Raw genomic sequence first — 21,262 nt, forward strand, 5'->3', positions numbered from 1 at the left:
TCACCGTAATTTAAGTGTTGAAAGACCAATGAGAGCAAGAACAATTGAAATAATCCAGAAGCGTATCACCACTTGGCTTTCAGTCCAGCCTTTTTTCTCAAAATGATGATGGATCGGTGCCATAAGAAACACACGTTTTTTTGTCAGTTTAAAATAACCAACCTGAATAACGACCGAAAAAGCTTCCACAACAAAAAGCCCACCAATAAAAGCCAAAACAATTTCGTGCTTCGTAGAGACAGCAACAGTCCCCAATAATCCTCCAAGAGCCAACGAACCAGTATCCCCCATAAAAATAGCAGCTGGTGGTGCATTAAACCATAAAAAGCCAAGCCCTGCCCCAACAACAGCGCCCAATAAAACAGCCAGTTCACCTGTTCCCGATACATAGTGTATTTGGAGATAATCCGCAAAATTAATATTACCACAAAGATAAGCGATCAAAGCAAAAGATAAGGCTGCAACCATCACCGGAACAATAGCAAGCCCATCAAGTCCATCCGTCAAATTAACCGCATTCCCCGTTGCGACAATGACAAAAGCAGAAAAAGGAATAAAAAACCAACCCAAATTGATAAGATAATCTTTTAAAAAAGGCAAAGCGAACCCCGATGAGCCAATTTGCAAGATGACAAAAGCAGCAATTGCTGCAACAACAAACTCCAAGCTTAGCCGCGCTTTTCCAGAAAATCCTTTGTCTGTTTGTTTTGTGACCTTAAGATAATCGTCATAAAATCCTATTGCCCCAAAAGAAAGCATAACCAAAAGTGATACCCAAAAATAAATATTCGATAAATTACACCACAAAAACGCCGATACGACAACGCCGGTTAAAATCATTAATCCACCCATTGTAGGTGTTCCAGCCTTTTTAAAATGTGTTTGAGGACCATCGGCACGAATCGGCTGCCCTTTTCCTTGGCGCAATTTAAGAGAAGCAATGATGCTAGGTCCAAATAAAAAAACAATGAGCCCCGAGGTTAACATCGCTGCTATCGTGCGAAAAGTAATATAACGGAAAACATTCACACCTGGAAGCCAATCACTAAACGAAGAAAAAAACAGCATCATGGGACAAAAAACCTCTTAAAACGATGAAGAAACCACTTTATAGCGATCAAGCAATGCAGTCACAAGATTTGATGAACCAAGGCTATTGGATGATTTAATCATAAGTAGATCCCCAGGAGAAATTTCTGTCAAAAGAAGCGGTAAAATTTTCTCAATATTTTCAGCATAATAAACCTTAACATCAGCAGACAAATCATCGACTAAAGACTTCATCGCCTCACCAAATAAAAAAACGGGATTAGCACCAGAAAGACGGATTGGCTTTATTAAATCACGATGAAGCTTTTCACTATACCCCCCTAATTCTAGCATATCCCCTAAAACAGCAATCCGCCGCCCCTCTTCTCCTACTGGTCCTGTAGCGAGAAGTTCAAGGGCAGCACGCATAGAAGCGGGATTAGCATTATAGCTTTCATCAATAAGATAAAATTCACTCCCATTCGATAAAGACAACCGATAACGAATACCCCGCCCCTTTTGAGAAGAAAAATGGCTCAAAGAAAGCACAACAGAATCCAAATCAACTCCAAAGGCATCACAAACTGCAATAACCCCTACACTATTTTGCACAATATGGCGTCCAGGAGCACCAATTTTAACCTTCCTATCCTGTCCTCCAACACGCACCATCATAGAAGAATTATCGGTTAAAAGACGTATATCCCGCGCCTGATAATCAGCATTTTCACTCTCACCAAAGCTTAAGATCTTTTTCACACCGCATTGCTTTGCTTTTTGAACGAGATAAGAAAAAAAAGCACTATCCGCATTTAAAATGGCAATACCTTCCTCATCCAATCCTTCAAAAATTTCAGCCTTTGCCTCTGCTATTTCTTCAAGATCTTTGAAAAACCCCATATGTCCTGCACAAATATGCGTAATGAGAGCAACATGCGGACAAACCAGCTTAACCAGAGGGCGAATTTCATCTTTATGATTCATGCCAATTTCAAAGATACCATAATCACTCTCCACCGGCAGCCGCGCTAAAGTAAGCGGAACCCCCCAGCAATTGTTTAAAGAAGCCAGATTCGCATGAACGTTCCCAGCCGTTGCAAGAACTTGTTTCAAAGCTTCTTTTGTCGTTGTTTTTCCAACCGAGCCTGTTATCGCAATAATTTTAGCGCTTGAACGTTTGCGTGCGGCTTTCCCAAGTTTTTCTAAGGCTTGTAAAACATCCGGAACAACGATGAGTGGAGCCGATATCTTTTCCATATCTCTCAAACGGTGTTGCGCAACAATAAGAACGCCTGCACCTCGTGCATAAGCTTGCGCAGCAAAATCATGACCATCAAGATGATGCCCCTTAATGCAGAAAAAAATATCGCCTTCCGCAAGAGTGCGGCTATCAATGGAAACCCCATGAAAAGTTTCTGGTATGTTTCCAATTACAACACCATCAATAGCAGTGATGAGTTCCTGTTTATTCCACAAAGCTGTCATTTCTTTCGGTCCTCTAGAGCTTCTATCGCTTTCAAACGATCTGAAAAAGGATAGGTTGTCTGCCCTATAATTTGGCCATCTTCATGACCTTTTCCAGCAATGATAAGTGTATCACCAGTTTTCAAAAGCCCCACCGAATAAGAAATAGCCTCACCACGATCTGCTATCTCTATTGCTGTTGGTACCGCCTGCAAAATATCCTTGCGTATTTTTTCTGGTTTTTCTGTACGAGGATTGTCATCCGTTACAATAACAATATCCGCTTTATCCGCTGCAATTTTTCCCATTAAAGCTCTTTTGCCTTGATCTCGATCCCCTCCACAACCAAAAACAACAACCAAACGCCCTTGCGTAAAGGGGCGAACAGAAAGCAAAACCTGCTCCAAAGCTTCTGGTTTATGCGCATAATCAATATAAACAGGCGCATTATTTTCTGTCTTTCCAACAAATTCTAACCGTCCGGGTGCCCCTTGCAAAGTTTCAAGCGCAGAAAAAACCTTATCAGGAGAAATACCCGTTACAATAGCTAATCCTGCCGCCACAAGCGCATTGGCCACCTGGAAATCTCCAGCTAAAGGCAAATCAAATGTATAAATCTTGTTTTCCACACGACACTCAATACACTGTTTTGAGCGTTGATGTTCAACACGATTAATTGTGATAAATTGCCCCTTACGTCCAATTGTCAAACCACGGCGGCGCGCTTGTGTAACAGCATCAATAACTTTTTGTGAATAGACATCATCGGCAAAAATCAAAGCAGGAGAAGATACAGGTAAAAGTGTATCAAACAACCGCATTTTAGCCCGCAAATAATCCTCTACCCTCGTGTGATAATCCATGTGATCTCGCCCTAAATTGGTAAAGGCCCCTGCCGTTAAACGGACTCCATCAAGCCGCCCTTGATCAAGCCCATGTGAAGAAGCTTCAAGCGCTGCATGGGTCACCCCTTCATGAGAAATTTCACAAAGAAGACGGTGCAAAACGACTGGATCAGGTGTTGTGAGAGAACCATAATCATTCCGTTTAGGAGAAACAACACCAACCGTTCCTATACTTGCAGCACACAATCCAGCATGAGTCCAAATTTGCCGAAGAAAAGAGACAACTGATGTTTTCCCACTTGTCCCCGTCACAGCAACAACCGTTTCAGGCTGAGAACCATAAAAACGTGCAGCTGCCAACGCAAGACTATGACGAACATTCAAAACACGTAAAGTCGGAACAGATAAATCCTCAAGAACAGCCTGACAATCCGTAACAATTGCGCATGCTCCACGCTTTATCGCATCATTGATATAGTGTCTTCCATCCCCTTGTTTTCCTTGAACAGCAACAAAAACATAGCCCGGCAAAACTTGTCGAGAATCGGCACTGATTCCTGTTATTTCCATTGAGGAAAGCTTTTGATCTTCAAAACATTCTGTAAAAACTGTTCCAAATAACATAACGACGCACCTTTATTTTCATTTTACCGTTGTTTAACGACACTTGAATTTCTCTTTTTATCTAAAAGAGGCTCATATTCTTTTTTAAAATCGGGCTTTACACCAAGAAGACTCGCTGAGCGACGAACAATATTAGCAAGCATTGGTCCAGCATTCATCCCTGCTGTTGCGGATTTTTTTCCCTCCTCTGGCCTAGGTTCATCAATAATTGTTAAAACAACATAAGCAGGATCATCAATCGGAAAAGCAGCCAGAAAACTATTGAAATTTTTTGTTTTAGAATATTTTCCATTTTCAACTTTCTCAGCTGTTCCTGTCTTTCCACCCACCCGATAACCTTCTACTGTTGCATTACGTCCAGAACCAATATCACTATTTAATTTATAAAGATAACGCATATTCTGACTTGTCTTAGCTTGCAAAACCTGTTTTGCATGGTTCAAAGTTTGTTCCTTTGTCCGTTTTAAAAATGTCGGCTCAATCAACCAACCACCATTCATTAAAGCAGCAGCCCCAACGGCTGTTTGCAAGGGTGTTGTTGCCATACCATGCCCAAAAGAAATTGTCATAGAATGGATATCCTTCCAATGATGTGGCACAATAGGATGGGCAACTTCAGGCAACTCTGTTGAGAGACGATCCAAGAGCCCAAGTTTTTGCAAAAAAACACGATGTTTATCAACCCCTATCGCCAATGCCTCTTTCGCAGAACCAATGTTGGAAGAATAAATAAAAACCTCCCACAACGTTAAGGGACGATTTTTTCCGTGAAAATCATGTATCGTATAGCCACTACTTGCTTTTATGGGTTTTGAAGCATCGATAATACTATTTAAATGAAAAATATTGGAATCAAGGGCCATCGCTGTCGTAAAACTTTTAATGATCGATCCCATTTCAAAAGCTCCGGCGGTTATCCGATTAAGACGATCACTTTTTAACGCTTCAATAGGATTTCCAGGATCAAAATCTGGTAGTGATGCCAAAGCCAAAATTTCCCCCGTATGGATATTTAAAATAACAGCGCCTGCTGCAATTGCCTTATAACGCTTCATAGCCTGAATAAGTTCATCATGAACAATGGCCTGAACACGCACATCAATCGAAAGCTGAACTTGTTTTAATGATTCTTCCATAGCAAGACCAGCAGCACGCAGAGCACTCAACCCCGTATCATCGATATATTTTTCCATACCTGCAGTGCCCTGATTATCAACATTGACCATGCCGAGAATATGGGAAGTTATAGATCCATTGGGATAAAAACGACGAATTTCAGTCCGAAAACCAATTCCTGGAATACCAAGAGCCATAATTTGCGTCTTCTGCATGGGTGTTAACCCACGCTGTATCCAAGAAAAACCTGTTTTTCTTTTTAAACGCTTATAGGTTTCCTGCCAATTCAGATCTGGCAAAACTGTTGAGAGTAATTCGATTGTTTCATCCACATCAATAATACGTTGTGGCTCAGCAAAAAGTGAATAGGTTCTAATATCTGTTGCTAATAAACGACCATTACGATCAACAATATCAGGCCGTGCCATCAATTGAAGAACATCTGGTCCCTTAGCTTCTTCAATCTGTCCTCCTTTTACCCCATAAGAAACAAGACAAGCCCCCATGATGCCATATAAAACCAAAAAGCAGAACAACGAAAAAAGCAAACGTGGACGACTAGAATAGGGACGACGAACAGAAACATGATGATCATTCAATGAACTCTTTAAGCGCTTTTTTTTCTGTGAGAATAAAAAGGGCAACTTCATTGCTGTAGGCCTTTTTGAACAACACCTTTGACTTGAGAAGTATGATTATTTGCCAAAATATCCTGATTATCTTTCAAGATATTTTGTTTAATCACCTCTTCAATTGGATCATATTCCCGTATCGGAATATCTTTAAACACCACGATTTGACGCGGTTGTATAACTTCTAACTCAAGTTCTTTTTGATAATGTTTCGCAAGTTTTTGCATGCGTGAAGGCTTTATCATAACAGCCCACTCAGCATGAAGCAAATTTACCGTATTTTTTGCTGCAGCAATTTCATGCTCCAGATGACGAACCTCGCTCATGCGTTTTTGAACATCATATTTGACCTTATAAGTAAGCCCTGCCATACAAATCATAATCATCACTAAAATCATATCAAATGTACGGAAAACTGTCATTTCTTGCCACCTTCAAAACTGGCAATTTCTGCTAAACCAAATAATTTCATATCTTCTGCAAGAGCCTCTGATTCAGTTCGCACCCCTATACGCAATCTCGCAGAACGTGAACGAGGATTTTTCTGTAACTCCTCTTTATTGGCCGTTATTCCTCCTTTAAATAAAGGAAAAAATGTTGCTGGAGAATGCTCTATTTCAGGCAAATAGCGTGATCTCATACAGTCTCCAGAACGAGCCGAAAAAAATCTTTTGACCATACGGTCTTCAAGAGAATGGAAACTGACAACCCCCAAACGACCTCCAGCTTTTAAAACACGCTCAGCAGCAAATAAACCACGTGCTAATTCACCAATTTCATCATTAACATAGAGACGAAGAGCCTGAAATACACGTGTTGCAGGATGAATGCGATCTCCTGGCTTACGCCCTACCAGCGCTTTGATAGCATAAGCCAAATCACCTGTACGCAAAAAAGGCTGAACAACACGACGCTTTTCAATCATTCGTGCAATTCGCCCCGCATAACGCTCTTCTCCTAATATCTTAAAAATACGCGCTAAATCCCTTGCTTTTAAATGATTGACAACATCACTGGCTGTAAAACCCGTCTGAGCCATTCGCATATCCAATGGTCCATCTTTTTGAAAAGAAAAGCCTCTTTCTGCTTCATCAAGCTGCATTGAAGAGACACCAATATCCAAAATAACCGCATCCACCTTTTCTTCAACAATACGATCAAGCTGTGAAAATTCCATATGGACCAAACGAAGCCGTGGAAAAAATTCATCAACAAGCAATTGTCCCGCATCAATAGCATGAGGATCACGATCAAGAGCAATCACTTCTGCCCCTGCCTTTAACAAAGCGCGCGTATAACCACCAGCACCAAAGGTGCCATCAATCACTTTTGCACCAACCAATGGCATAAGCCCAGCCAAAACTGGCTGCAACAACACTGGAATATGGCGTTCAGCTCTTTGATTCTGTTTTGTCAAAATAATCCGTCTTGAAGTTATGCTGTTTCAAATCAACAGCCCTCTCATGGCAACCGATATCAGAATAACCCAACCCTTAACTTTCATATTAATCACTATGAACTAAAAAAACTAAAGTTATCCCAAAACACATCCTAACGTATTATACTTAAAGAAATGTTATAATTTTAAAAAACGCTCTTTATTCAAGCGTCCATTTTAAATACAGTCCCCATAAAAGCCCATATGTCATTAAGTTTATGAAACACCGCATATCATTCATGAAATATCAGTCGGCCTATAAGCCGGGTTCTGTATAGTAAAGTTTGCACTTTACATGGCAACCATTCATCTAGGACGGATGTTACCATCCGCCTCGTGCAACCTACCCGAATGACTCGCCTGGAAATCGGCTGCAAATTAATCTTGCACGTCATTTCTATTTGGTCTTGCTCCCGGTGGGGTTTACCTTGCCACATTCATTACTGAATGCGCGGTGGGCTCTTACTCCACCCTTTCACCCTTACCTATAAAAATAGGCGGTTTACTTTCTGTGGCACTTTCCCTAGGGTCACCCCCGCCGGGTGTTACCCGGCACCGTCTTTCCATGGAGCCCGGACTTTCCTCACTTGCCGCTTTTCAGCATTGGACAAGCGCGGCTGCCCAGCCGACTGACATATTAATTTATAAAACATTTTCTGCTCCGTGAAAATAGCCTCTTAAAATATTTTATAACCAATCTCTTTCAAAGGACGTTTTTATTTTAATGAAGCCAAATACATTTTCACTTTTGCGCAATATTTTGCCGAAATGGAATTCATTTTTTTTGCAGCATGACCTGCGTTATATTTAAGGATTGTACCACACGTACTTCCACCACTGAGTTTATAGGCCCGTGCCAAATAACGCATACCATATTCAAGATTGGTCGCAGGATCATACAAATCTTTTACAGAACCACTAAAGCCCAATCCTCGTGCCGTAGAGGGTTTTATTTGCATCAAACCTATTTCGCCCGATGCCCCTTTTATACGTGCCTTATAATTACTTTCAACTTTTACAACAGCATGTGCTAAATTAACGGGAACATTATGCTTAGTTGCAAGTTTCTGAATAAGAAACTCATAAGGACGAGCAGGCGTCTTAGAAGAAACAATCACTGAGCCTTCTTTTGATTCTGCATCATTTAAAGCACTATGAGTCCAGCTTATATCAAATACAAAAAATACAGCACACGCTGTATTTAACAAGATTTTCAAAAATTGCATTTTCTTTCTCTTCACAACATTCTCAAATTCTATCCGCAAATAATTTACAAGCGTATTGTACAAAAAAAGAAAGCAAAAGAACGGCTTGAAAAAGGAAATATGAAGACAATTTCAAGATAAAATTCTGTAACAAAAGAAAATATCTTTATGCACAAATTATAGATTGCTCTATATCATAAAATAAAAAATAAAGAGACTATAGTTAATCTTATAGAATATTCAATAAACTGATATACTCTATCAATTTCTGTTATCGCTATTGTATCATTCATTTTTATAGTACAAAAACAGCAATTTAAATAGATATGATATTTTTTTATAAACAACGATTAAATTCTTTATTGAGGATCAATTCCACAACGCAAGTGAGATACAATCATCTTGATCGAAGATCCTCGATAGCGCAAAAATTTCACAAAATATAAAAACTGTTATCAATACTGCTTTCTCACCAATAAATGCCCGCCACACGCTTTACACTCAATAAACCATCGACGAAAGCCAATCATCAAACCAATCTCGCACCTCATTACTGCGCATAAAAAGTTCATAGATAAAACCCTCATACTCTTTACTAAGTCAAAATATTACAATAGCCTTTGCTCTTTGAGATGACTCAAAGAAGCTTTTTACTTCTTTTAAAAAGGGCTTTTATCCACAAAATCCCCTTGTTTGTGTTGTGCAAAAAACTGATTGTGATTGCTTTAACCGATTGAAAACAAGAGAATTTCACAAAATTTAAGATTCTCACTTCACATATAAAACGACAAATGAGCGTTATAAAATAATATCTTAGAAAAAATCCCCTCTTTCTTTGTTCCTACAAGAAAGCTGAACGATTATTTTTTGTCTGTTTTTTACTCTCGTAATAATGCAATCCCCTTGAGTTTTTTTGAAGGAAAATATCATCCTCATCCAAATATTTTTTGCTTTATCCTAGATTATCATCTTATCAGCCGCGCTTTATCTTCAAAAATCATACCAGTGAATCAACAACCTAAAATTCGCAAGAAAAAGAAAGCTCAAACCTTTTAAGAATTTTCTATCCTTTCCTATCAAACAAAAAATAACCGGCTTATAAAATGAGCTTAACATATTTTGTTACAACAATTTATGCCTTTGTTTTCCTATAAATATCAATGAGCGCTTTCAACAGGATTTTCACTCCTTATGAAAATACTGTCTTGATTTAAACTGTTTTTATCCCTTTTATCATTATAGAGCCATTGATAATGCGGTGACGTAAAAAGCCCTCGATACACTTGCAACCACTCTTATAATAATCACAACCCATATTCTTATACTCTGATTGATGACCTAATGACCTTTTGCGTAAGATAAATTTTGCTAATTCTCTTACAAATTAACTATTCTCCTCACGCTTTTCAAAACTTCACGAAAAGCTCTAGCCCCTAAAATCAAACCCAAAGCGCGATTTTAAAAAATAATTAAAAATAAGTGTCCGCAATAGAAGGACGGGAGCGCGCTTTTAAGAGAGCCATAACAACAGTTTCACCAAACTTGAGAGCCTGCTCACGACTCTGACCATTTTGAATAGCAAATGCAACAGCATCACGACGTACTTTCTCAATAAATAGCTCTTGCTGCTTAGGATTCATCTTAGAAAGGTGTGCGGAAAACCGCACGAAAAAATCTGGGAAAGCCACAATCCACCGCTCTAGCAACAACTCATCTGTCACATTAACCTGCTGAGGATGAGAAGAAGAAGTGTAGTTGGCAAAAAACTTAGAAACAACACCATTACGGAAAGCAAAAATGCTAACACCAAAAATAAGAAACATAAACAAAATAAAAGGAACACGATCGGAGAAAATTCCCATTACTTCTTTCCCAAAGAACTCATAATCAAATAGGACCGCTCCCTGTAGCATTTAACAGTCTCTTAATCAAGACTTCTTTCACTGAGAATGAACGCGATAATACGCACCCTTCAATGAGCCTTTACCCTCCCTAGTACTAACGCTATACAATAGAAAATCTTAAAAACCCCCACCCTTTTAAAGCTCCTGATCACACCTTACAAAACCCTCAAAACAATTACAAAAAAACCTGACTGAGGAGATCCTCAGTCAGGCCAGACAATCTAGGGGATCCACGCGGGGGGGGGGGGAGGAGGTTCCCCGATCGTCTTCTCGCATCAACCACTAAGATAGCCGATGCAATATTCTTGCTATGGAATAAAATGCTTTAAACAACAAGAAATTATTATCATCTTTTGCACAAAAAAACACTGAAGAATTATAAACTGTTTAAAAATGGTAAAATTTAGGCAAAAAAAAATCAAAATGATCCAATTTGAAGCAAATCTATTCCAAGAAACATCGATCAGAATCTATAACCATTATAATTTCTAGCGTAATTTTTTCACAACTCTGGTGATTATAATTAAAAAATAGAATCAGTAGAATGACGTGTCCAACAGAAATCACCACAAAAGAAAAATGTAGCTTTTAAATTTCATATAACAACAGCAGAAAAATCTGTTCAAAAAAATATTAATTATTTGAATAAAAACAATGAATTAGAGAAAAACTTATTTTATTTTTATGGAAATTTCTAAAAATGATGAGTGCAAATATTTCCTTTTTTACCACTTAAACTGCCTTGCAAAATGATCAATAAAATAATTTTTATATTCAAAAATTTCTATGCTCTTTTTACATATCAAAATATTGATTTTGATAATCATTTTACACATTAAATGACCGTTCTCAATCTTATAAACGTCCCTTAAATTTTCTTATATTAAATCAATCAACCTCATACTATCGCACATGATAAATAGGATTGATCTATGGATAAAAAACTATAAATAAGCAAAAAATTCACTTTTGGCAAAAAAATCGACTTAATTTAATAAACTTCATGACTTTCATCATAAAGAGATACAAAACTATACTGTGATTTGCGCCTTTCTTTCTTGCTTTCAGACACGGATTGCCCATAAATTACCGCCAATCTAATCTTTATGAATAGAATGCAAAGCATATATATGCCAATACTTGTAAGAGGAGATAAAAGTGAAGTTATATGCATCATAATTATTGTTTTACAAAGTATTTTACAAAATTTGCTATATTTCTCTAATCCATAACCAATTTATGAGGGAGTATATGATGTTGTCTACTAAGCTTTTGTTTTTCTATGGCTTGTAAATAAATATATTCCGAACATAGCAGCATGTTTGAGACAAAAATTAAAGCGAATAAAAAACCACGCAAGCAGTACCAGCTTTAATATGCCAAATTGAGAAAAAATAGTGCATATATCTGTTTGAGTAATCTCTAAAGCTAGAAGGGAGGATAATTTTGAAAGAATAGGAAAGAGTAGAAACCAGTTTCTATCTTTACCATCACATCACCCTTTAATGCGCTTTACAGCTTTCAAAAACATTCATATTTTTTAGTGCATTGCCTCACGTTTTTTTCTCATTCTTTAATATTTTTCCCACGAAAAACTCTAAGGTATTTCTTATCTATACCCTCTTTACCTTCTTGTTTCACCTCATCTCTTGATAACCTTAAATAACTTACAATTGATTGCCTCCATCTTGGACATTTATGAAGGTACAAACCACCGCCACATGGTATTGTAGTTGCTTTTATCTTGAGAAATATGTATGAGAGGTATATTTCCTTTTTCAAACGATTTTATTGAAACAAAAACCTCCTCTTATAACAGACGAACAAACGCTTTTGGATTGTAAAAATAATAAAAAATATTCTTGTATTCGAGACTCTTATTGGAATTTTAAAAGATGGATGATCTTTTAAAATCAATTGATTGATGAATTAAAAATACAATATCAAAATGCCTTAAATGGCACTCCTCCTAGCCTTAATCTATAAGAGTTCATGATACAACCTCCACGCCCCTATGAAACACCAATACCTTCAAAAAATATAATACAAATAAAAAACAATCACTTTTCAATGATTAAATAAAGTTTTATCTCTGCGCTATTCCTTGAGAAAAATCAGAAAACAAAGCACGTTAACAAGCGCGATTTATGCAAAATTGACTTGTTTATCTTTGATATCATCAACCAATAAACGCGAATCACGAGCAAGCCAAAGTGTCGCCACACACTCCTTACTGTTTTTATTTTGTATAGGCGTAAGACACATTGTTTGTTCTAAAACAAGGCCTGCATTTTTAAGCCATTGTTCTATTTGTAAGGCCGGAAATCCAAAACCCATATGCGCTTGATCAGAATGTGAAGATTCAACTTTATGATCACAAAAATCCACAATCAATAAACGCCCATGAGGACGCAAAACACCAGATATCTTATGAAAAACCATTTCAGGGTTTTCAAGAAAATGTAAAACCCAATGAAGAACGACTAAATCAAAAGTTGTCTTTCCAACTGGCAAGTGCACAACATCACGATCAAGCACAATTTCAATCGCATGCGTATAAAGATTAGAAAACAATTTTAAGACAGAATCTCCCCCTATTCCAATATTCAGCATTGTTTGAAATGGCTTATCACTCACGATTTTAAGTAAAGCATTTTCCACACCATGATCTGCCATATAGGACGATCGTAAGACATCCCATTGCGACGTATTTTGTAAAAAATGCTGCTTCTTTGTTTTTTGACGCTGCTTTTTGATATCCTTCAAACGTTCTAAATCGTGCGCTAACAACACATCATGCTTTGGCAAAACCGAAAGAATGCCCCTCACAATGTCTTTACCCCAAAAATCATGACAAAGCTTAAAATAAAGACAACCTCCCTTCTGATAACGCTCAATCAATTGTGCTTCGTACAATAAACATAAATATCGTGATATACACGCTTGAGACTGATCAAGAATAAAAGTAAAATCAGGGATTGTTAAATCTTCATAATGCAAGAGCCTAAGAACACGTAAATGACTCACCTCTGCAACTGCTTTCAGCAGCACAATCATTGCATCTAAACTTGCACTTTTTTTCATAACTATTCCTTAAACCTCCCTATAAACATTTGTTTATAGGAAAAAAAGTCAAGCATAATACGCATATTCTCAATCTATTTCATGTCCCGTTATTTTATCATACCATGAAAAAATAGGGGGCTATACAAAACGAGCAGATCTTATTCCATTGTCTGCAAATAATTGTAATATATTGACTTATAATCATAATTTATCATTCTTAACTTCAATAAAAAGGCTAAAGTATCATCATTTTTTCTCATCTCAAACCTATTCATGATGAATCAACCAAAACCATTTTCTTGCACCTTATAAACGAGGCATATGGATAAAAAACAGAAGAATGAATGATGGCTACCTCAAAAACAAAAGTCATAGAATATTGAAACAGAATAAATAATAGGAGATGGTTTTAGCTTGTCGCTTTTTAAGTCAAGACGCAAATACCCAACAACCAGCGCATTTAAGGCTAAAGTGTAGAATGATAATTTCCCATAAAAGATGCCCCCCTCTTCATAGCAGTTTACAAGCAAGGACAACGATATATCACGAGTAAAATAGCTTTACTTACGTCATAGTCTCATAAAGAGTTTAGCCTATTTTCAATGAATAAAAAATTCCATGGAATAGATATGACTTTATTGATGAATATCATAAACACAAAAACACACTCTTTTCTCAATAATTTTTCCATAAGATAAGAAATTCTAGCGCGTAAGAGGCTTATAATTTGCCTGCTTAAGGTTAATGGATTCAGCTCCAAGACGGCGAACTTTATCAGCCTCATATTCAGCAAAATTACCTTCAAACCATTCCACATGGCCATTACCTTCAAAGGCTAAAATATGCGTTGCCAATCGATCAAGAAACATACGATCGTGCGATATGATTACTGCACAACCAGCAAAATTTTCTAATGCATCTTCCAATGCACCCAACGTTTCAGTATCAAGATCATTTGTTGGTTCATCAAGAAGAAGCACATTTCCCCCCTCTTTTAAAAGTTTTGCCAAATGGACGCGATTGCGCTGCCCTCCTGATAAATTTACCACCTTCTGCTGCTGATCGGCCCCTTTGAAATTAAAAGCCCCGCAATAAGCACGACTATTCATTTCATATTTGCCTAACTTAATAATGTCATTTCCACCAGAAATTTCCTGCCAAACAGTTTTATCACCCACCAAGGAATCGCGACTCTGATCGACATAACTCATATGAACTGTTTCACCGATACGTATTTGACCTGAATCGGGCTGTTCTTGTCCCGTCAACATTTTAAATAAGGTTGACTTTCCCATACCATTGGCCCCAATAACGCCGACAATACCCCCTGCAGGAAGTTTAAAAGAGAGAGAATCAATCAACACGCGTTCGCCATAAGCTTTAGAGAGATGATCAACTTCAATGACAACCTGCCCTAATCTTTCTCCAATAGGAATAATGATTTGCGCCTCCCCAGGACGGCGCTCACGTGCTGCCTGAACCAACTCATCATAAGCTTTAATCCGCGCTTTTGACTTTGCCTGTCGCCCTTTTGGACTGGACGCAATCCATTCTTGCTCACGGGATAAAGCGCGTTGACGCGCAGCCTCTTCACGACCTTCTTGAGCCAAACGTTTGGCTTTAGCGCCCAAATAAGCAGAATAGTTTCCCTCATAAGGGATACCTCTACCGCGATCTAACTCTAAAATCCACCCCGTAACATTGTCGAGAAAATAACGATCATGGGTTATCAAAAGCACAGCGCCAGAATATTCACGCAAATGCCTTTCAAGCCAAGCCGTCGTTTCAGCATCTAAATGGTTTGTCGGTTCATCTAAAAGCAACAAATCAGGTTTTGACAAAAGCAATTTACAAAGTGCAACACGCCGCTTCTCACCACCCGAAAGTTTTGTCACATCCCCCTCAGCTGGTGGACAACCAAGAGCAGCCATAGCCATTTCAACTTGACTTTCTAAGTCCCAAAGATTCTGACTGTCAATAATATCCTGAAGCTGTGCACTTTCATCAGCCGTTTCCTCACTATAATTCATCATCAATTCGTTATAACGCTCAAGAATAGCCTGCTTATCTGCAACACCTTCCATCACATTGCCACGCACATCTTTGTTTGCATCAAGCAAAGGTTCTTGTGGGAGATAACCACAACGTGCTCCTTCAGAAAGCCACGCTTCTCCCGTATATTCCTTATCAAGTCCAGCCATAATACGTAAAATAGTTGATTTACCTGCACCATTTGGCCCTAAAATACCGATCTTTGCATCTGGATAAAAAGACAAATGGATATTTTCTAAAATTTTTTTATTGCCGTAAGACTTATTGAGCCCAGCCATATGATAGATAAATTGACGTGCCATAAATTTCTCTTTATATTATGCGATATTGAAGATATTGTGTGATATTAAAGATTAGGATTTTGAAAAACTGCTTTTGCTCTCTACTGTATAGTAAATAATACTCAACACACCGTATCAAAAGCTTTTCGCTTTATATTGATACATTTTTTCTAATCTCACAAGCCCCAATATGGTTTTAAATGCAAAAAAACATCTTCTCAAGAAGCAAAAAAAACATCCTTTTAGCTGTACCTGAAACGTGTTATCAAACATTTCCCTTCTTTTCCATACCAGATATAACATTGTATTTTTATCGTATTAAACCAACGTATCAATGTAATATGGAACCAGAAAGAAAAGTAATTCTCTATGCTCCTTCTTTTTTTGCTTTATGGGCTTTAAATTACGCAGTAAAAAACCATTCCCTTTTTTCATCGATTTTTTGTTACGGGAAACAATGGGCTTCACCCCTTGCCCTGATATGGCTTAAATTACGTTTACAAAACGAACGCCGCCTTATGGGATCTGATGTCCCAAGCCCAATGATCATGAAGGCTTTACGCCAACATATCACAGCACATGACTACAGTGCACTTCCCATTGGTACCTGGTTACACTTCGTAAAAAATTATAAAATGAATTGTAAAAACTTATCCATCCCAATCTTCTGGCTTGATAATTATAAAAATGAAATAAATACCCAGCAAATCATTTCAATACTTCAAGACGAAATTTAGCTTTTTCAAAATACGATAAAAGCTCATCTCCTATAGGAATATATTTATGGAAAAAAAAGCCTTAATCGTCATTGATGTTCAAAATGACTTCTTACCTGGTGGAGCACTTGCAGTACCACAGGGTGATGCTGTTTTACCTGCCATTAATAATCTCATCAATCATTTTGATCACGTGATCTTAACTCAAGACTGGCACCCTAAAAATCATTGCAGCTTTGCTTCCTGCTATCCTGAACAAAAAACGTATGATACTATCGATCTTGACTATGGTCCTCAAATACTTTGGCCTGATCATTGCATACAAGGAACATACGGTGCGGAATTTCATCCATCTCTTAGAGTAGAAAAAGCACAACTTATCCTTAGAAAAGGCTATAATCAAAAGATGGATAGCTATTCTGCTTTTCTTGAAAATGATCAAAAAACACCAACAGGTTTACAAGTTTATCTCAAAGAACACGGTTTTACTAAGCTTGTTATGTGTGGCTTAGCCACGGACTTTTGTGTTGGATTTTCTGCTCTTCACGCCATACAATACGGTTTTAAAGTCAGTGTTTTATTAGATGCCTGCGCTGGTATTGATGTAAATGAATCCCTAAACATTATGCTTAAAAAGATGAACGAAGCTGGTATTGAACTGTTAATGGTCTCCTAAAATATTGTTTTCTAACCAGACATTATAAAAAGCTGATTTATAATAAATAAATTGTTTTTTACATATTATAAAAGGAAACCAGAATAGGGTATAATTTTCTCATTTCAAACCTCTTCATACTGAATAAACCATTCTCTTACACCTCACAAATAGGATAAATATGAAAATAAAAATCATTCAGGAAAGCAGCAAAAACGCTTCTTATGAACCTGTTAATAGATAAAAGCTGTCGTCGTTCTGAAAGCTGGTAAAAAGTAGAACGCCCGTTTACACCTTGTATTTAAGCAAAGCCCTCCAAGAGATTTTACATTATTCCCTTCATGGGAAGAATGGAATTCATGCCATGGATTCAACTTAGAAATAAGAATGCAAATAAGAAAGACAATGACATTTTGTTTTGCATAAAAGACCTCTTCTATTAAGGTTATGCGATAAACAAAAGCATAAGAAAATATAAATTTTCCATCACTTAAGACGCAATATCTTTATCCAATTGACGACGCTTAAAACGGATCGAAGAATATAATGCCATTCCAATTATACAGACTCCCACAAGCCCTGTTAAGACTTCAGGAACCGACATAATCGTTTGCAGATACATAATCACGGCAAGAACTAAAATGGCATAAAAAGCACCATGCTCCAAATAACGATAATGCAACAATGTCCCTGATTCGACCAACATAATTGTCATAGAACGAACGTAAAACGCACCGATACCAAGACCAATTGCGATAATAAAAAGGTTGTGTGAAAAGGCAAAAGCACCAACCACACCATCAAAAGAAAAACTTGCATCAAGAACTTCTAAGTAAAGGAACGCCCCTACTCCCCCTTGAGCCACGCTCGTCAAAGTTTTCTTAGGAGCATCCAAGAGATGACCAACAGCTTCAACACCTATAAAAGTCAACAGTCCATAAAGGGCTGCTAATAAAAAAGTGACTTTATCTTCTGAAACAATCTTCCCAGACACAAATAAGATCAAAATCAAAATAATTGCAATATCAATCCCAACAAGTGCCCCAAACCTTTGAGCCGGTCTTTCTATAACATGAAGCCAATGCACCTCTTTTTCAGAATCAAAAAAATATTTCAAGCCAACCATCATAAGGAAAGTTCCTCCAAAAGCGGCAATTCCCATATGCGCATCAGTTAACACTTCAGCATATCGATGTGGTTCCCCTATCGCTAATTTAACTGCCGCAATTGGATTAATCCCAACAGCAATGACAACCACCAACAACGGAAAAACAATCCGCATTCCAAATACAGCGATCAAAATACCCCATATAAGAAAGCGACGACGCCATAACGGATCCATTTTACCAAGAATCCGTGCATTGATAATAGAATTATCAAAAGATAAAGAAATTTCCAAAACCCCTAAAACACAGCAAATAAAAAAATATTTAAGAAAACCAATAATACTTCCCGTTTCAAACCAACCAATAGCCCCTCCTAAAAAGACACCAACAATCGTGAAAAAAAAAGCAAACCCAAAATGGTGTAATAGGGCCATAATCATTCCTAAAAGTTTATTTTCTAATTCATCTACAGTACACACATAATACAAATCGAAAGCTTGTATCTCTTTAAAGTTGCATCTCTTAATGCAGAAGTGTATAAAATATATACAGTAAAACTACATGAAAATTTTCTCAAAAAAAGCAAGAGATAAATGCAGTAAATAGGAAATTTTGTTTTGATGTAGATATTAATCATCAATACAATAATATTTGAGAGACTGTTTTTTATCCACTAAAATAAAGAAAAATTAAAGCTATATATATTGACATTATATCATAGAATATTAATACATAGCGTGCTTTTATTATTTTATGATTTATACTATGATGATTGACTGAGGGAGATAATTCGTGGCACGTCCTGAAACTGAATCAAAAACCATATTTGGAAAACGTTTACGTTATGTACGTCTTTCTTTAGGCGATCCATCACGTGAAACCTTGGCTAAAAGTTTTAGCATGACAAAAAATTCCATTGCTTTTTATGAACGTGGAGAGAGAGAACCCAATCTTAGTGTCTTACAAACCTACCGCAGGTTATATGGTGTCAACATTAATTGGCTTTTAACCGGACAAGGAAAAATGTTTGACGCCGAATATACAAAGGGTGATTTTAACTGGGATTATTTTATTAAAAAAATTGAGGAACTAGAAAAAATACTTACCAAGAGTGATCGTAATGAAAAACTAAATCAAGAAAAAATCGATAGCTCTTATGAGAAATTCCAGCAATATTTGTCAAGACAAGGTTTATCAAATGGCCTTAACGCTAAGACTTCGACCTCTCTGATCGATATGAAAGCCAAAATGGCTAATTCTTATACCCTTAGCTTATTCATTGATTTACTCATTCGAAGCGTATCCCAAAAAGAGGTTATAGCTAATCAATAAATGTCTATTTCAAAATAAAAAACAAAAAATGATCAAGTACCACCAATATGGGAAGAAGTGTTTTTTCTTTGTCCATGAGGGTTAAATTTCATACGTTCTATAATTTATTTCTGTAAAAAAAATATTTGCATTTTTAATAACGTATAGTGTCGTTAAATTAAAAGAAATGATTGTATAGGATAAAATTTTCCTTCACATCTTATTGACAAGAAATTTTTTCTTGTTAAAAGAATAATAGTTCTCATAGAAATTATTTTTTAAGGTCAAGAAATTTTAAGGGAATATATTGACGGCTTCCTATAGAGACATACATTAGTATTCGTAAACGGGTTAGTTGAGTATTCATCCTGAAAATTATCAGCTATTTTATGAGGTAGGAAACATGTATTTTGAGGTGTTTCAAGGTGTTCACAATCAATGGTATTGGCGTTTAATCTCAGGAGATGCACAAAAAATTGCTTTTTCTAGTAAAGGATATCCAACAAAACAAGATCTCCTCATGAATATTGAGCAAATCAAAGAAATTACCCATAAAGCTCTTATTAGAGACCTGCAGTCTTGATATTCTTTGCCGTTAAGATAAGAAGTTCAGTTTGTATAATGGGTTTTTGGTTATGTTTTTGTAATGAATAAAAAGTCGTTGATTTTTTTTCAATGAAAGAATTTTTTTTGTATTATTTTTAACACGTGTAAGTGATAGTTAAATTTTCTGCAGAGTATATGTTTGTTTTCAAATATAATTGAATTTTAATAGCACCGATCAAGCAGCAAATCCCTCAAGTCTTGTGTTTTTTCATAAAGCAAAGCTCCATGAAGAGAAAATAAAGCGTAAATTAGGAATTTGATTATTTTCCCAAAGATCAATATCTTTTACGTTCATTTTCCTATTTTGTATTGAATAATCGTGACTGACTTATCCCCTCTTCTCCATAAAAAAATATCTCTTTCTCTTATCATGCAATTTTTTATGTCTATTAATTAAAATGATCACAAGATTATACCTAAAACCTAAATGGAACGCACAAAATTGTTTTCTACAATAATATAAATTCACCACAACAATTGCTGGATCGTATAGCCCCTCTTTTATACTCCTAGCTATAAACTGAGGTATCATCATAAACTTTTATTTTGACGCCAACCACGACCTTTAAATCAATTTTAATGATTTTATAAATTATAGATCAGAGTAAACTTGAATATTTTCTCCCAATACAATCCCTCGACGAACACCGTAATAGACTTCATAAAAGTTTATCTCATTCTTATTATTTTTCAGTCTTTCTAACACGTCTCCCAATCCTTTAATGCATAAATTCGATGCAAAAATATGGAGACAATCACTCTTTATTGTCTTCAGATTTAAGCCCTTTTTTATATTTCTTTTCATTTTCTTCATATTGCTTAATTTGTTTTTTCAGTTTTTCAATTGCTTGATCGCGTCTTTTAATCACCATATTTTGCTCTCTAAGAACTCTATCTCGTTCTTCAGTCATTTTCATAGAATCCCTTAAAAACTCATGCTTTATTCTTCTAGATTCCTCTTTTAGAGCTTTAATTTGACTGCGATAATATAAAGCAAACCGAAAGGTAACCCCGCTGAACAACAAAATAACAATTATTGCTCCCAATAAAATTTCGTTTACACTCATTTTGATCTCCTTTAATTGCCACTCAAGTGATCATCTTAAGCAATTTTCTTTGTTTCATCCTTCATCAAAAAAGAAGACAATAAACTCCATATTCCAAGTGTGAATAATCACCCTAGGTGTCCGTATCTTCTCCATTAAATATTGA

Annotated in this window: 16 protein-coding genes and 1 other RNA gene; 4 read left to right on the plus strand and 13 right to left on the minus strand. The window is 36.6% G+C overall.

Annotated elements, in window-relative coordinates; genetic code table 11:
* The 11 genes from mraY to ettA all read right to left on the minus strand — a co-directional run bounded on the left by mraY (position 1) and on the right by ettA (position 15,677).
* Complete coding sequence (gene mraY / locus CEV08_RS02650) at positions 1 to 1,071, minus strand: phospho-N-acetylmuramoyl-pentapeptide-transferase (RefSeq protein ID WP_100130244.1); 1,071 nt, start codon at positions 1,069 to 1,071, stop codon at positions 1 to 3.
* 15 nt (positions 1,072 to 1,086) lie between these two features.
* On the minus strand, positions 1,087 to 2,514 hold the full coding sequence (locus CEV08_RS02655) for a UDP-N-acetylmuramoylalanyl-D-glutamyl-2,6-diaminopimelate--D-alanyl-D-alanine ligase (RefSeq protein WP_100130245.1): 1,428 nt from the start codon (positions 2,512 to 2,514) through the stop codon (positions 1,087 to 1,089).
* Positions 2,511 to 3,962 (minus strand): UDP-N-acetylmuramoyl-L-alanyl-D-glutamate--2,6-diaminopimelate ligase, encoded by a 1,452-nt coding sequence (locus tag CEV08_RS02660; protein WP_100130246.1) that lies wholly within the window; start codon positions 3,960 to 3,962, stop codon positions 2,511 to 2,513. The genes CEV08_RS02655 and CEV08_RS02660 overlap by 4 nt, the downstream gene beginning before the upstream one ends.
* 23 nt (positions 3,963 to 3,985) lie before the next feature.
* Positions 3,986 to 5,728 carry a peptidoglycan D,D-transpeptidase FtsI family protein gene (locus CEV08_RS02665; protein ID WP_100130247.1) on the minus strand — a complete coding sequence of 581 codons (1,743 nt, stop codon included), beginning with the start codon at positions 5,726 to 5,728 and terminating at the stop codon, positions 3,986 to 3,988.
* Positions 5,725 to 6,132, minus strand: coding sequence for a cell division protein FtsL (gene ftsL, locus CEV08_RS02670; RefSeq protein WP_100130248.1), 408 nt, complete (start codon positions 6,130 to 6,132; stop codon positions 5,725 to 5,727). The genes CEV08_RS02665 and ftsL overlap by 4 nt, the downstream gene beginning before the upstream one ends.
* Entirely contained in the window at positions 6,129 to 7,127 is a 999-nt protein-coding gene (rsmH, locus tag CEV08_RS02675) for a 16S rRNA (cytosine(1402)-N(4))-methyltransferase RsmH (protein ID WP_100130249.1), read from the minus strand. The genes ftsL and rsmH overlap by 4 nt, the downstream gene beginning before the upstream one ends.
* A gap of 264 nt (positions 7,128 to 7,391) precedes the next feature.
* Positions 7,392 to 7,781, minus strand: an RNA gene (rnpB, locus tag CEV08_RS02680) — RNase P RNA component class A.
* Between the two features lie 83 nt (positions 7,782 to 7,864).
* A complete protein-coding gene (locus CEV08_RS02685; RefSeq protein ID WP_100130250.1) occupies positions 7,865 to 8,374 on the minus strand; it encodes a lytic transglycosylase domain-containing protein in 510 nt (169 codons plus the stop codon).
* Positions 8,375 to 9,822: 1,448 nt separating this feature from the next.
* Positions 9,823 to 10,266 carry a hypothetical protein gene (locus tag CEV08_RS02690; RefSeq protein ID WP_348602882.1) on the minus strand — a complete coding sequence of 148 codons (444 nt, stop codon included), beginning with the start codon at positions 10,264 to 10,266 and terminating at the stop codon, positions 9,823 to 9,825.
* 2,136 nt (positions 10,267 to 12,402) lie between these two features.
* Positions 12,403 to 13,341, minus strand: a complete 939-nt coding sequence (locus tag CEV08_RS02705) for an ArsR/SmtB family transcription factor (protein WP_100130252.1) — start codon at positions 13,339 to 13,341, stop codon at positions 12,403 to 12,405.
* Between the two features lie 686 nt (positions 13,342 to 14,027).
* Entirely contained in the window at positions 14,028 to 15,677 is a 1,650-nt protein-coding gene (gene ettA, locus CEV08_RS02710) for an energy-dependent translational throttle protein EttA (protein ID WP_100130253.1), read from the minus strand.
* 179 nt (positions 15,678 to 15,856) lie between these two features.
* On the opposite strand from ettA, the gene CEV08_RS02715 reads away from it, so the two are divergent.
* Together CEV08_RS02715 and pncA are read left to right on the plus strand one after the other, a co-directional pair.
* The gene (locus tag CEV08_RS02715) at positions 15,857 to 16,393 is read left to right on the plus strand and encodes a hypothetical protein (RefSeq protein ID WP_100130254.1); all 537 of its coding nucleotides are present in this window, start codon (positions 15,857 to 15,859) and stop codon (positions 16,391 to 16,393) included.
* Between the two features lie 46 nt (positions 16,394 to 16,439).
* Complete coding sequence (gene pncA, locus CEV08_RS02720; RefSeq protein ID WP_100130255.1) at positions 16,440 to 17,048, plus strand: bifunctional nicotinamidase/pyrazinamidase; 609 nt, start codon at positions 16,440 to 16,442, stop codon at positions 17,046 to 17,048.
* 469 nt (positions 17,049 to 17,517) lie between these two features.
* On the opposite strand, the gene CEV08_RS02725 is transcribed toward pncA, so the two are convergent.
* Entirely contained in the window at positions 17,518 to 18,567 is a 1,050-nt protein-coding gene (locus CEV08_RS02725; RefSeq protein ID WP_100130292.1) for a DUF475 domain-containing protein, read from the minus strand.
* Positions 18,568 to 18,925: 358 nt separating this feature from the next.
* Here CEV08_RS02725 and CEV08_RS02730 point away from each other — a divergent pair, with 358 nt between their 5' ends.
* Together CEV08_RS02730 and CEV08_RS02735 are read left to right on the plus strand one after the other, a co-directional pair.
* Complete coding sequence (locus CEV08_RS02730) at positions 18,926 to 19,465, plus strand: helix-turn-helix domain-containing protein (RefSeq protein WP_100130256.1); 540 nt, start codon at positions 18,926 to 18,928, stop codon at positions 19,463 to 19,465.
* Between the two features lie 382 nt (positions 19,466 to 19,847).
* Entirely contained in the window at positions 19,848 to 20,027 is a 180-nt protein-coding gene (locus tag CEV08_RS02735; RefSeq protein ID WP_100130257.1) for a YegP family protein, read from the plus strand.
* Between the two features lie 778 nt (positions 20,028 to 20,805).
* On the opposite strand, the gene CEV08_RS02740 is transcribed toward CEV08_RS02735, so the two are convergent.
* Complete coding sequence (locus CEV08_RS02740) at positions 20,806 to 21,117, minus strand: hypothetical protein (RefSeq protein ID WP_100130258.1); 312 nt, start codon at positions 21,115 to 21,117, stop codon at positions 20,806 to 20,808.
* Positions 21,118 to 21,262 lie beyond the last annotated feature (145 nt).

Origin of the sequence: Bartonella tribocorum (genome assembly GCF_002778015.1) — a bacterium.
Lineage (GTDB): Bacteria > Pseudomonadota > Alphaproteobacteria > Rhizobiales > Rhizobiaceae > Bartonella > Bartonella tribocorum_B.